The organism is Kitasatospora sp. NPDC038210 (genome assembly GCF_055600605.1).
In genome coordinates, this window is record NZ_JBVJYK010000012.1 from 273,729 (window position 1) to 286,601 (window position 12,873).

General features: G+C 73.2%; 11 protein-coding genes. 4 read left to right on the forward strand and 7 right to left on the reverse strand.

What is annotated here, in order from left to right; genetic code table 11:
- Positions 1-17 precede the first annotated feature (17 nt).
- The 3 genes from acnA to ACZ7KX_RS24985 all read right to left on the reverse strand — a co-directional run bounded on the left by acnA (position 18) and on the right by ACZ7KX_RS24985 (position 3,937).
- The gene (gene acnA / locus ACZ7KX_RS24975) at positions 18-2,666 is read right to left on the reverse strand and encodes an aconitate hydratase AcnA (RefSeq protein WP_470328375.1); all 2,649 of its coding nucleotides are present in this window, start codon (positions 2,664-2,666) and stop codon (positions 18-20) included.
- Between the two features lie 183 nt (positions 2,667-2,849).
- Positions 2,850-3,005: a hypothetical protein gene (locus ACZ7KX_RS24980; protein WP_350526073.1), complete on the reverse strand. Its 156-nt coding sequence runs from the start codon at positions 3,003-3,005 to the stop codon at positions 2,850-2,852.
- The gene (locus tag ACZ7KX_RS24985; protein WP_470328376.1) at positions 3,002-3,937 is read right to left on the reverse strand and encodes a hypothetical protein; all 936 of its coding nucleotides are present in this window, start codon (positions 3,935-3,937) and stop codon (positions 3,002-3,004) included. The genes ACZ7KX_RS24980 and ACZ7KX_RS24985 overlap by 4 nt, the downstream gene beginning before the upstream one ends.
- Positions 3,938-4,093: 156 nt before the next feature.
- On the opposite strand from ACZ7KX_RS24985, the gene ACZ7KX_RS24990 reads away from it, so the two are divergent.
- The 3 genes from ACZ7KX_RS24990 (at position 4,094) to ACZ7KX_RS25000 (ending at position 5,637) form a co-directional block, all read left to right on the forward strand.
- The gene (locus tag ACZ7KX_RS24990; RefSeq protein ID WP_470328377.1) at positions 4,094-4,441 is read left to right on the forward strand and encodes a hypothetical protein; all 348 of its coding nucleotides are present in this window, start codon (positions 4,094-4,096) and stop codon (positions 4,439-4,441) included.
- 106 nt (positions 4,442-4,547) lie between these two features.
- Entirely contained in the window at positions 4,548-4,955 is a 408-nt protein-coding gene (locus tag ACZ7KX_RS24995; RefSeq protein ID WP_470328378.1) for a type II toxin-antitoxin system VapC family toxin, read from the forward strand.
- 145 nt (positions 4,956-5,100) lie between these two features.
- Positions 5,101-5,637, forward strand: a complete 537-nt coding sequence (locus ACZ7KX_RS25000; RefSeq protein WP_470328379.1) for a superoxide dismutase family protein — start codon at positions 5,101-5,103, stop codon at positions 5,635-5,637.
- 58 nt (positions 5,638-5,695) lie between these two features.
- On the opposite strand, the gene argF is transcribed toward ACZ7KX_RS25000, so the two are convergent.
- The 3 genes from argF to ACZ7KX_RS25015 all read right to left on the reverse strand — a co-directional run bounded on the left by argF (position 5,696) and on the right by ACZ7KX_RS25015 (position 11,170).
- On the reverse strand, positions 5,696-6,697 hold the full coding sequence (gene argF / locus ACZ7KX_RS25005; protein WP_470328380.1) for an ornithine carbamoyltransferase: 1,002 nt from the start codon (positions 6,695-6,697) through the stop codon (positions 5,696-5,698).
- Positions 6,698-6,845: 148 nt separating this feature from the next.
- Entirely contained in the window at positions 6,846-9,470 is a 2,625-nt protein-coding gene (locus tag ACZ7KX_RS25010) for a polynucleotide kinase-phosphatase (protein WP_470328381.1), read from the reverse strand.
- Positions 9,467-11,170, reverse strand: a complete 1,704-nt coding sequence (locus tag ACZ7KX_RS25015; protein ID WP_470328382.1) for a 3' terminal RNA ribose 2'-O-methyltransferase Hen1 — start codon at positions 11,168-11,170, stop codon at positions 9,467-9,469. Before ACZ7KX_RS25015 ends, ACZ7KX_RS25010 begins: the two co-directional genes overlap by 4 nt.
- A 141-nt stretch (positions 11,171-11,311) precedes the next feature.
- On the opposite strand from ACZ7KX_RS25015, the gene dapD reads away from it, so the two are divergent.
- Complete coding sequence (gene dapD, locus ACZ7KX_RS25020; protein ID WP_470328383.1) at positions 11,312-12,316, forward strand: 2,3,4,5-tetrahydropyridine-2,6-dicarboxylate N-succinyltransferase; 1,005 nt, start codon at positions 11,312-11,314, stop codon at positions 12,314-12,316.
- Between the two features lie 117 nt (positions 12,317-12,433).
- On the opposite strand, the gene ACZ7KX_RS25025 is transcribed toward dapD, so the two are convergent.
- Positions 12,434-12,745, reverse strand: coding sequence for a DUF6087 family protein (locus ACZ7KX_RS25025; RefSeq protein ID WP_470328384.1), 312 nt, complete (start codon positions 12,743-12,745; stop codon positions 12,434-12,436).
- Positions 12,746-12,873: the final 128 nt, after the last annotated feature.

Below are 12,873 nucleotides of genomic sequence, written 5' to 3' on the forward strand. Positions count from 1 at the left end.
GGGCGCTATGCCGAAGCTCAGCCGTTGATCAGCGAGCGCAGCACGTACTGCAGGATGCCGCCGTTGCGGTAGTAGTCCGCCTCACCGGGGGTGTCGATGCGGACGACCGCGTCGAACTCCTTGTCGCCGGCCTTGACCTTGACGGTCTTCGGGGTGCGGCCCTCGTTGAGCTCGGTCACGCCGGTGATGGAGAAGGTCTCCTCGCCGGTCAGGCCGAGGGAGTCGGCGTTCTCGCCCTCCGGGAACTGCAGCGGCAGGACGCCCATGCCGATCAGGTTCGAGCGGTGGATGCGCTCGTAGGACTCGGCGATGACGGCCTTGACGCCGAGCAGCGCGGTGCCCTTGGCGGCCCAGTCGCGGGACGAGCCGGAGCCGTACTCCTTGCCGGCCAGGACGACCAGCGGGGTGCCGGCGGCCTGGTAGTTCTGCGAGGCGTCGTAGATGAACGACACCGGCGCGTCGGCCTGGGTGAAGTCGCGGGTGTAGCCGCCCTCGGTGCCCGGCGCGATCTGGTTGCGCAGGCGGATGTTGGCGAAGGTGCCGCGGATCATCACCTCGTGGTTGCCACGACGGGAACCGTAGGAGTTGAAGTCGCGCTTCTCCACACCGTTGGCGGTCAGGTACTGCGCCGCCGGGGTGCCCGGCTTGATGTTGCCGGCCGGGGAGATGTGGTCGGTGGTGACCGAGTCGCCCAGCTTGGCCAGGACGCGGGCGTCGGCGATGTCGGTCACCGGGCTCGGGGTCTTGGCCATGCCCTCGAAGTACGGGGGCTTGCGGACGTAGGTGGACTCGGCGTCCCACTCGAAGGTGTTGCCGGTCGGGACCGGGAGCGACTGCCAGCGGTGGTCGCCGGCGAAGACGTCCTGGTAGCCCTTGTCGAACATGGCCTCGTCGATGGAGCCGGCGACGGTGTCGGCGACCTCCTGCTCGGACGGCCAGATGTCGGCGAGGAAGACGTCGTTGCCGTCGGCGTCCTGGCCCAGGGCGTCCTTGGTGATGTCGACGTTCATGTTGCCGGCGAGGGCGTAGGCGACCACCAGCGGCGGGGAGGCCAGGTAGTTCATCTTGACGTCGGGGTTGATCCGGCCCTCGAAGTTGCGGTTGCCGGAGAGCACCGAGACGACCGCGAGGTCGGACTCGTTGACGGCGGCCGAGACCTCCTCGGGCAGCGGGCCCGAGTTGCCGATGCAGGTGACGCAGCCGTAGCCGACCAGGTTGAAGCCCAGCTTCTCCATGTACGGGAGCAGGCCGGCCTTCTCGTAGTAGTCCATGACGACCTTGGAGCCGGGCGCCAGGGTGGTCTTGACCCAGGGCTTGACGTGCAGGCCCTTCTCCACGGCCTTCTTCGCCAGCAGGGCGGCGCCCAGCATGACGGAGGGGTTGGAGGTGTTGGTGCAGGAGGTGATCGAGGCGATCACGACCGCGCCGTTGTCGATCTCGTAGGTCGAGCCGTCGGGGGCGGTGACGGCGGTCGGCTTCGAGGCCTCGGCGGAGTAGGTCGGCAGCGCCTCGGCGAACCGCTCGGCGGCCTCGGCCAGGATCACGCGGTCCTGCGGGCGCTTCGGGCCGGAGATCGACGGGACGACGGTGGAGACGTCCAGCTCCAGGTACTCGGAGTAGACCGGCTCGACCGACGGGTCGTGCCAGAGGCCCTGCTCCTTGGCGTAGGCCTCGACCAGGGCGAGCTGCTGCTCGTCGCGGCCGGTCAGACGCAGGTAGTTGATGGTCTCGGCGTCGATCGGGAAGATCGCGCAGGTCGAGCCGAACTCCGGCGACATGTTGCCGATGGTGGCGCGGTTGGCCAGCGGGATGGAGCCGATGCCGTCGCCGTAGAACTCGACGAACTTGCCGACCACACCGTGCTTGCGCAGCATCTCGGTGATGGTGAGCACCAGGTCGGTGGCGGTGGTGCCGGCCGGCAGCTCGCCGGTCAGCTTGAAGCCGACGACGCGCGGGATCAGCATGGAGACCGGCTGGCCGAGCATCGCGGCCTCGGCCTCGATGCCGCCGACGCCCCAGCCCAGCACGCCCAGGCCGTTGACCATGGTGGTGTGCGAGTCGGTGCCGACACAGGTGTCCGGGTACGCCTGGCCACCGCGGACCATGACGGTGCGGGCCAGGTGCTCGATGTTCACCTGGTGGACGATGCCGGTGCCCGGCGGGACGACCTTGAACTCGTCGAAGGCGGTCTGGCCCCAGCGCAGGAACTGGTAGCGCTCCTTGTTGCGGCCGTACTCGATCTCGACGTTCTGGGTGAACGCGTCCTTGGTGCCGAACTTGTCGGCGATGACCGAGTGGTCGATGACCAGCTCGGCCGGGGCCAGCGGGTTGATCTTGGCCGGGTCGCCGCCCAGCTCCTTGACGGCCTCACGCATGGTGGCGAGGTCGACCACGCACGGCACGCCGGTGAAGTCCTGCATGATCACGCGGGCCGGGGTGAACTGGATCTCCTGGCTCGGCTGGGCGTTCTCGTCCCAGCTGCCGAGGGCCCGGATGTGGTCGGCGGTGATGTTCGCGCCGTCCTCCGTGCGGAGCAGGTTCTCCAGCAGCACCTTGAGGCTGTACGGCAGCCGCTCGGAACCCTCGACGGCGGAGAGCTTGAAGATCTCGTACGACTCGTCGCCCACCTGCAGCGAGCTGCGGGCGTCGAAGCTGTTCGCGGACACGACTGACTCCTTCTGGGTGCTTCGTGCGATATCCGGCCGCCACGCGGTGGTAAGGTCAGCCTTAGTTAGGCTTACCTTGCCCGCATCGCCGGTGAGCGCCTCTCGGCAAGTATCTTGATGTCGAGATATATCGTAAGGGGCAGTTATCTCGATGTCGAGATAAACCATAGTGCATGCCGTGGCTCACTGGTCGTCCGGGCCGCGCCGCTTGCGCTCCAGCCTGATCAGCCAGACCGCCCCCGCGACCACGGCCGCCGCCATCAGCAGCACCACCACAAGCTCACCACCGGAACCGTCGGTCGGCGAGGGGGCGATGTCGGCCAGCAGGATCGTCCTCATGTCTTCACCTCCGCTCCCTGTGCGTTCTCCCGCGGTCCACCCGGCGGCCGCCCGGCCTCCGAGCGGCCCGCGCCGAGGCCCAGCACCAGCATCAGCAGCACCGGGAACTCCAGGTAGGCGTGGTAGGCGGCCAGCGCCGCGTACAACGACCGGCCCTGTGCGTAGTCCAGCGCGAACAGCAGGGCCAGCAGCGCGCCGGCCCCGGCACCCAGCGCCCACGCCCGCCCGCCGCGCAGCGCGGGCACCCGGGCCTCGAACCGCTCCGCCGCCTCCGGCGCGTACCGGGGCAGGAACCAGACCCAGACGACGTAGTGCATCGTCTGCAGGAAGGCGAACACCGCCAGGAAGCGCAGGCCCGCCTCCGGCGTCAGCAGCGCCGGCGGGGTGTAGGCCGCCGCCAGCCGGTCCGTCCAGCCGCCGGGCCGCTGCGACAGCAGCCCGTCCAGCAGGCCGCTCAGCAGCAGGGCCGGCACCAGCAGCACCCAGCCGGACTGCAGCACCAGGAACGCCCACCGCCCCCGCCGGAGCCGGCGCGACCACTCGGCCAGGAACAGCAGCGGCACCACGTTGTGCAGGTGGGCCAGCACCACGAAGTGGTACGCGGGGAAGGCCAGCGAAGCCGCCCCGGCCCCGACCAGCAGGCCCGCGCTCCCGGCGAGCGCCCGCGGTCGGCCGCGCAGCCCGTACCGGCAGGCCGCCGCCAGCAGGCCGTACGCGAGCAGGATCTCCACCGTCTGCGCGGCCCGGGAGGGCGGCAGCAGGCGGCACAGCACGATGCCGGTCACCAGCGCCAGCAGCAGCCGCAGCAGCGGGCCGGCCAGGACGACGGCGAACCGGCCCGCCACGTAGCGCAGCTCCAGGACGTTGTGCAGCAGGCCGAAAGCGGCCAGGCCCAGCACCGCCAGCCCGGTCGGCGCCCGCAGGGCGGTCACCAGCGCCAGGGGCGGCCGACAGTGCGAACCCCGCGAACGGCGCGGCGCCCAGCCGGACGGACGGCCCGGGCCCGGGCCAGACCGGCGCGGCGGCCGACGCCGGTGCGGTTACGACCCCGGTGGCCATGGTCCCCTCCCCGTGGCACGATCCCCGCCGTGCCCTACGTCCTCGCCCTGGCCCTCACCCTGCTGGTCGAGGTCCCCGTCTACACCGTCGCGCTCACCCGGGCGGGCGGGCTGCGGCCGTCCCGGGCCGCCGGTGCCGCCGTCCTGGTCAACCTGCTGACGCACCCGCTGCTCTGGTGGTCCCTACGGCCGTACGCCGCCGGGCCCGCCGCAGCGTACTGGACCGCGTTCGGGCTCGGCGAGACCGGCGTCTGCCTGGTCGAGGGCGCCCTGCTCGCGCCCCTCACCGGGCTGCCGCCGCGCACCGCGGCGCCCTGGGCCGCCTCCGCCACCGCCAACGCCGCCTCGGTGCTCGCCGGGTTCCTGCTCGGGCGCTGATCCGCCGCCGACAGGACGGGCCCGCGCCCCGCCCGCCTCCGCCTCCGCGGGCCGGGTCCGGGGCCGGTACGGTGGCCCGTGACGTGACAGGCAGAGGGGGCCTCCGATGATCGTGGTGGACGCGTCCGCGCTGGTGCTGGCGCTGGCCGACGAGGGCCCGCGCGGGGCCGCGGCCCGGGCCGAACTCGCCTCCGACCGCGAGTGGGTGGCGCCCGAGCACATCGTGGTCGAGGTGATGCAGTCGCTGCGCGGTCTCTACCTGGCGAAGGAACTGACCGCCGCGCGGGTCGCCGAACTCACCGGCGAGCTGGCCGCGGTGGCGATCCGCAAGGTCGAGGTGGCGCCGCTGCTCGGCCGCATCTGGGAGCTCAAGGACAACCTGACCCCGGACGACGCCGCGTACGTCGCGGTCGCCGAGCGGTACGGGGCGCCGCTGGTCACGGCCGACCTGCGGCTGATGCGGGCCAGCGGGCCGCGCTGCGAGATCCGGGGGATCCGGCGCGAGCCGGCCTGAGGGCGGCATCCTTCCCGCGGTTGTCCTTCCCGCGGTTGTCCTTCCCGCGGTTGTCCTTCCCGCGGTTGTCCTCCGTGCGGTGTCCTGCGCGGGCCGGTGCCGTTAGCAGGGTGACCGTCGCCCTGCCCCGTGGAAGGCCCGACCGATGACCGCTCCGCTCGCCGCCGCCCTGCTGCCGCTGGCCCTGCTCACCCCCGCCGCCTCGCCGGTCTCCGCCGTCGAGGCCGACTTCGACCCGGCCACCGCCTTCGTCCCGCCGTCCGCCGTCAGCTACGCGGCCGACCTGGTGCCGTACGGCTCGCACGCCGTGGTCGTCACCGACCGCTCGGCGCCCGGGCGGACGGTGCTCACCCTGACGGTGTCCGGGCTCGCCCCCGACCACCTGTTCCCGGCGCACCTGCACACCGGCGGCTGCGGGGCCGACCCGGCGTCCTCCGGGCCGCACTACCAGGACGTGACGGACCCGGTGCAGCCGTCCACCGACCCGGCGTACGCCAACGAGCGCAACGAACTGCGGCTGGCTCTGCGCACCGACGGGCGCGGCAGGGGCACCGCCACCACCGCCGTGGACTGGCAGCCGCGGCCGGGGGAGGCGCGCTCGCTGGTGCTGCACGCGGGCACCCCGGTCGCCGGCCCGCGCGGGGCGGGCGACCGGGTGGCCTGCGTCAAGCTGGAGCGCTGACCCTCGCGGGGTCTCGGGGCCCGGGCTGCCTGCGGGTCCGGGCCTCAGGCCCGAGTCTTCAGGAGCCGAGGGTGGCGACCAGGACCGCCTTGATGGTGTGCAGGCGGTTCTCCGCCTGGTCGAACACGATGGAGTGCGGCGACTCGAACAGCTCGTCGGTGCACTCCAGCTCGGTCATGCCGGTCGCCTCGTACATCTGCCGTCCGAGCACCGTGCCGAGGTCGTGGAACGCGGGCAGGCAGTGCAGGAACTTCACGGCCGGGTTGCCGGTGGCCCGGACGGTGTCCATGGAGACCTGGTAGGGCTTGAGCAGCTCGATCCGCTCGGCCCAGACCTCCTTGGGCTCGCCCATCGAGACCCAGACGTCGGTGTAGAGGAAGTCGACGCCGGCCACGCCCTCGGCCACGTCCTCCGTCAGGGTGATCCGGGCGCCGGTCGACTCGGCCAGGGCCTGCGCCGACTTCTGCACGTCCTCGGTCGGCCACAGCGCGCGCGGGGCGACGATCCGGATGTCCATGCCGAGCAGGGCTCCGGTGACCAGCAGCGAGTTGCCCATGTTGGAGCGGGCGTCGCCGAGGTAGGCAAGGGCGACGTCGGTCAGCGGCTTGACGGTGTGCTCGGTGACGGTGAGCACGTCGGCCAGCATCTGGGTGGGGTGCCACTCGTCGGTGAGGCCGTTCCAGACCGGGACGCCGGCGTGCGCGGCGAGCTCCTCCACGACCTCCTGGCCGTGGCCGCGGTACTCGATGCCGTCGAACATCCGGCCGAGCACCCGGGCGGTGTCCTTGATGGACTCCTTGTGGCCGATCTGCGAGGCCGACGGGTCCAGGTAGGTGGTGGTGGCGCCCTGGTCGTGGGCGGCGACCTCGAAGGCGCAGCGGGTGCGGGTGGAGGTCTTCTCGAAGATCAGCGCGATGTTCTTGCCGCGGAGCCGGGGCTGCTCGGTGCCCGCGTACTTCGCCGCCTTGAGCCCGGCGGCGAGGTCCACCAGGAAGCGGAACTCCTGGGGCGTGAAGTCGAGCTCCTTGAGGAAGTGCCTGTTCCGGAGGTTGAAGGCCATGCCGGGCTCCTGGGGTGACGGGACGAGGGGGAAGGCTGGCAAGTGTATACGATGTTCGGAATTTCTATACAGGAACGGGGCGATGGAGGGGAGCCCCGCTCTCCGGGACTCCCCTCCACCCTGCTCCCCCGGCGGGGTCGCGGCACGGCTACAGGCGCGGGTCGACCGGCTCCGACTCCAGCGCCAGCACCGCGAACACCGGCTCGTGCACCCGCCACAACGGCTCCCCGGCCGCCAGCCGGTCCAGCGCTTCCAGGCCCAGCGCGTACTCGCGCAACGCCAGCGAGCGCTTGTGGCCCAGCGCGCGCTGCCGCAGCCGGTCCAGGTGCTCGGTGTAGTCCGGGCCGTAGATGATCCGCAGGTACTCCCGGCCGCGGACCTTCACCCCGGGCTGCACCAGACCACCCGGACGGCCCTCACCGCGCGAGGTCCGCACCAGCGAGGCCAGCGGCTTGACCACCATGCCCTCGCCGCCCGCCCCGGTCAGCTCCTCCCACCAGGCGGTGGCGGCGGCCGTCGAGGCCTCGTCCTCGGTGTCCACCAGGATCCGGCCGGTGCGGTGCAGCACCGGCTCCTTCCCCTCCGTGGCGTCGGCGGCGTCGGCGTCCGCGGCCACCAGGCGGTCGATCCAGGCCAGGTGCTCGTCGTGCGGGCGCACCGCGAGGTTCGCCCCCTCGGCCGCCAGCAGCTGGAACGGCGCCAGCCGGATGCCCGACAGGCCCTCGGTCGGCCAGCAGTAGCGCCGGTACGCCTCGGTGAACGCGGTCGCGTCGGCGGAGCGCTGCCGCTGGCGGGCGGTCAGGTCCGCCAGGTCCAGGCCGCGCCCGGCCGCCCGCTCCAGCGCGGACAGCACCTCCGGCAGGGCGGCGCCCGCCGCCGCGCCGACCGCCGCGTACTGACGACGGAGCAGCTCCACCGCCTTCAGCGACCACGGCATCAGCTCGGCGTCCAGCAGCAGCCAGTCGGTGCCCAGCTCCTCGAAGAGGCCGGCGCGCTCGGCGGCCGCCCGCACCCGGCCGAGCACGGCGGCGGTCAGCCCGTCGTCGTGGAGGAAGGCGCGGCCGGTGCGGGTCCAGATCGCGCCGGGTCCGGCCACCCCGAAGCGGCGCTCCAGTGCGGCGCCGTCCCGGGCGACCAGCAGCACCGCGCGCGAGCCCATGTGCTTCTCCTCGCACACCAGGTGCCGCACGCCGTCCGCGCGGTAGGCGAGGAAGGCCTCCTCCGGGTGCTCCAGGTAGCCGTCCCGGCGGGAGGTGGGGCTCGGCGCCATGGTCGGCGGCAGGTAGGCGAGCAGCCGCGGGTCCAGCGCGAAGCGGCTCATCACCTCCAGCGCGGCCGCCGCGTTCTCCTCCCGGACGGCGACCCGCCCGTGCAGGCCGGTCTCCACGATCCGGCGCCCGGCCACGTCGGCGAGGTCCAGTGGGCGGCCCTCGCGGGCGCCCGGCGCGTCGGTGATCATCGGACGCACCGGGGCGTACCACTCGCGCTCCGCCTCGACGCCCACCAGCTCGCGCTCCGGGTAGCGCAGCGCGGTCAGGCTGCCGCCGAAGACGCAGCCGGTGTCCAGGCAGATGGTGTTGTTGACGAAGCTCGCGGTCGGCACCGGGGTGTGGCCGTAGACGACCAGCGCCCGGCCGCGGTACTCCTCCGCCCACGGGTAGCGCACCGGCAGGCCGTACTCGTCGGTCTCGCCGGTGGTCTCCCCGTACAGCGCGTGCGAGCGGACCCGGCCCGAGTTGCGACCGTGGTACCGCTCCGGCAGACCGGCGTGGCAGACCACCAGGGCGCCGCCGTCCAGCACGTAGTGGCTGACCAGACCGCGCATGAACGCGCGGACCTCGGTCCTGAACTCCTCCGACTCGCCCGCCAGCTGGTCCAGCGACTCCTGCAGGCCGTGCGAGACGGTGACCTTCTTGCCGTCCATCGACCGGCCGAGCTTGTTCTCGTGGTTACCGGGCACGCAGATCGCGTGGCCGGCCGCCACCATGCCCATCACCAGGCGCAGCACGCCCGGGGTGTCGGGGCCGCGGTCGACCAGGTCGCCGACGAAGACGGCGGTCCGGCCCGCGGGGTGCGCGGCGTCCACCGGGCGGCCCTGCTCGTCCCGGATCAGGGTGTAGCCGAGGCGGGTGAGCAGGGTCTCCAGCTCGGACCGGCAGCCGTGGATGTCGCCGACGATGTCGAACGGGCCGGCGAGGTGGCGCAGGTCGTTGTAGCGCTTCTCCAGCTCGATCTCGGCGGAGGCCACCTCGGCCTCGCCGCGCAGGATGTGCACCTTGCGGAAGCCCTCGCGCTCCAGCCCGCGCAGGGAGCGGCGCAGCTCGCGGTTCTGCCGCGGGATCACGTGGGCGGGCAGCTGGCGGTCCGGGCGGGAGCGGTTGCGCTCGGCGCACACCCCCGGCGGGACGTCCAGGACGATCGCGATCGGCAGCACGTCGTGCTCGCGGGCGATCCGCACCAGCTGGCGACGTGCCTCGGGCTGGACGTTGGTGGCGTCCACGACGGTCAGCCGGCCGGCCGCCAGGCGCTTGCCGACGATGTAGTGGAGGAGGTCGAAGGCCTCGGCGGAGGCGGACTGGTCGTTCTCGTCGTCCGCGACCAGGCCGCGGCAGAAGTCGGAGGAGACGACCTGGGTGGGCAGGAAGTGGCGGCGGGCGAAGGTGGACTTGCCCGCGCCGCTGGTGCCGATCAGGACGACGAGGGAGACGTCGGTGACGGGGAGGCGGCGGGGGGTCGTGCTCTCGGTGGTTCCGTCGGCTGCGGCGTCGGTCATCGGGGTTCGCCTCCTTCGGGCGTCGTCTGATCGCTGGTCGCGGGCGGTTCGGGGGTGGCCGGTTCGGCGGTCGCGGGCGGTTCGGGGGTGGCGGCAATGCGGGTGGCTGCGTCGTTGGCGGCCGGGGTGGTGACGGCCGCGGGCTCGGTCGCGGTGGTGAACAGGGCGAGCTGGGTCGGTGCGCCGACCTCCTCGTCCTGCGGGCCGACCGGGCGCAGCACCACGGCGTAGCCGTAGGCGGCCGCGACCTTCTCGGCCCAGGCGCGGAACTCGGCGCGGGACCACTCGAAGCGGTGGTCGGCGTGCCGGACGCTGCCCGCCGGCAGGGTCTCCCAGCGGACGTTGTACTCGGCGTTCGGCGTGGTGACCACGACGGCCCTCGGCCGGGCGGCACCGAACACGGCGTACTCCAGGGCGGGCAGCCGGGGCAGGTCCAGGTGCTCGATCACCTCGCACAGCACCGCGGCGTCGAAGCCCTTCAGCCGGGCGTCGGTGTACGTCAGCGCGCCCTGCGCCAGCTTCACCCGGGCCGCCTGCCGCTCGGGCAGGCGTTCCAGGCGCAGCTTGCGGTTCGCCGCCTGCAGCGCCCGCACGGACACGTCCACGCCGAGGATCTCGGTGAAGCGGGCGTCCTTCAGCAGTTCGCCGATCAACTCGCCCTGGCCGCAACCGAGGTCGGCGACGCGGGCGGCACCGGTCTCGCGCAGGGCGTCGAGGATCGCGGTGCGGCGCTGCTCGGCGAGGGACGGCGGACGGGGGTGCACGGGCTCCGCGGTGTTCTCGGCGCCGTTCTCCGCGGTGTTCTCCGCGGCGCTCTCCGCTCCGTTCTCGTCGCCGTGGGCCCGGCCGTGCTCCTCCGCGGGCCGGTCGTCGACCGCGTTGTCGATCTCCTCGACCTCGCGGTCGTCCGCCTCCGCGAGCCGGGCCAGTTCCAGGCGCTCCATCGCGGCCCTGGTCAGCGACCAGCGCCGGGCGAGGTAGCGGCGGGCGATCAGGGCCCGCTCCGGGTGGACGGCCAACCAGCCCTCGCCGGCGGCGAGCAGCTTGTCCACCTCGTCCGGGGCGACCCAGTAGTGCTTGGCGCCGTCCAGCACCGGCAGCAGCACGTAGAGCTGCTGGAGCGCGTCGGCGAGCCGCACGGTGTCGGAGGAGAGCGCGACGCGCACGTACCGGGAGTCGCCCCATTCCGGGAACGCCTCGTCCAACGGGATCGCCGCCGCCTCGACCCGCCAGCCCAGCGGCTCGAACAGCCGGGTCACCATGCCCGGACCGCCGCCCTCGCCCGCGCCGTTCGCGGGCACGGCGGGCAGCTCGATCCGCAGCGGACGGGCCTGCCCCGGAAGGTCGGGGCGGACCGGGCAGGCGCCCTTCATCGCGGACCGGAACACCGTCCGCAGCGCCACCGCGAGCAGCGAGGACGCGGCGTACGGCCGGTCGTTGACGTACTGGGCGAGCGCGAAGTCGGGCGAACCGCCGCGCCCCTTGCCGTCGCCCCGGCCCTTGCGGACCAGTGCGACCGGGTCGATGTCCAGCAGCAGCGCCGCCGTGCAGACCTCGTCCCCCGCTTGCGGGTAGAAGACGTGGGCCTCACCGTGCGACGTGGCGAACCGCTGGACCTTGCCGGGATGCTTGTGCAGCAGGAACCCGAGATCCGTCGCCGGGCTCTCGGCGCTGCCGGTGGTGGAGATCGACATGAACACCCGCCGAAGTATTGCCCAGCGTCCCGGCCCTGAGCACCGGGTTTTCCCGTCCGGCACCCCGGTGGCCGGGGCGTCCCTCGGGCACGTCCGCACGGTGGGCGTGTTCGGCACCGGGGCCCCGCATTGGCTAACGTGCACGATGTGACTGCTGAATCCACCTCGCTCGAATCCACCTCCCCGGCGACCGGCGCCGTGGCCACCGGTCTGGCCACCATCGCCGCCGACGGCACCGTCCTCGACACCTGGTACCCCGCCCCCGCGCTGGCCGCCGAGCCCGGCCCGGCCGGCACCGTCCGCCTGACCGCCGAGCAGGCCGAGGCCGAGCTCGGCACCGGCGCGGCCGAGGCGCTGCGCGCCGACGCGCGCCGCGGCGTCGAGGTGGTCGCCGTGCGCACCACCATCGCCTCGCTGGACGAGAAGCCGCTCGACACGCACGACGTGTACCTGCGCCTGCACCTGCTCAGCCACCGCCTGGTCAAGCCGCACGGCCAGAACCTGGACGGCATCTTCGGCCTGCTGGCCAACGTCGCGTGGACCAGCATCGGCCCCGTCCCGGTGGACAAGGTCGAGCAGACCCGCCTCGCGGTGCGCGCCCAGGGCGGCCAGCTGGCCGTCTACGGGATCGACAAGTTCCCGCGGATGACGGACTACGTCGCCCCGACCGGTGTGCGCATCGCCCACGCCGACCGCGTCCGGCTCGGCGCGCACCTGGCCGTCGGCACCACCGTGATGCACGAGGGCTTCGTCAACTTCAACGCCGGCACGCTGGGCACCTCCATGGTCGAGGGCCGGATCAGCGCGGGCGTCGTCGTGGGCGACCACAGCGACATCGGCGGCGGCGCCTCGATCATGGGCACCCTGTCCGGCGGCGGCAAGCAGGTCGTCTCGGTCGGCGAGCGCTGCCTGCTCGGCGCCAACGCGGGCATCGGCATCTCGCTCGGCAGCGACTGCGTGGTCGAGGCCGGCCTCTACGTCACCGCCGGCACCCGGGTCACCACGCCGGACGGCACGGTGGCCAAGGCCGTCGAGCTGTCCGGCCAGGACAACCTGCTGTTCCGCCGCAACTCGCAGACCGGCGCGGTCGAGGTCATCGCCCGCTCCGGCTCCTGGGGCGGTCTGAACGCGGACCTGCACGCCCACAACTGACCTGCGGGCAGCGACCGTCGGGGTCCGGCGCCGGGCGGCGCCGGACCCCGCTCGCGTTCCCAGGGGTCCGGCGGGGTTGCCCGAGGCTCCGACGGGGTCAACGCGTCCGGTGACGCCTCACACCCCGCGGGGCTTGCGGTGCCGCCCCGGCGCCTTCCCCGGCCGCTGCGCCCGGTGGGCGAGGTGCACCCGGCCGTCGCCCTCGATCCCGTGCAGGATCCGCTGGGCGGCGGCGTAGTCCTCGGCCACCGTCTCCGGCAGCCACTGGTACCCGTCCCAGCGCACGATCAGCCTCGGCTCGCCCGGTGCCACGTGGGCGCCCCGCGAGCGCTCGTCCACGAGCCGCACGGCCCGCAACTGACCGACCGGCCGCAGTCGTTGCTCCCGCCTGGCCGCCCATGACGCCAGCGGTTCCTCCTCCTCGTCCATCGCCCCAGTCTGGCCTCCGGACGCCGTCGGCCGACAGCCGTGTCACTCGACCGGGCGACGGGCGTTCCGGCCCCTCGTCTCCCGTCGTTCCTCCGGCCTCCCTTCCTGACCCTTCCGTCACTCCGGCC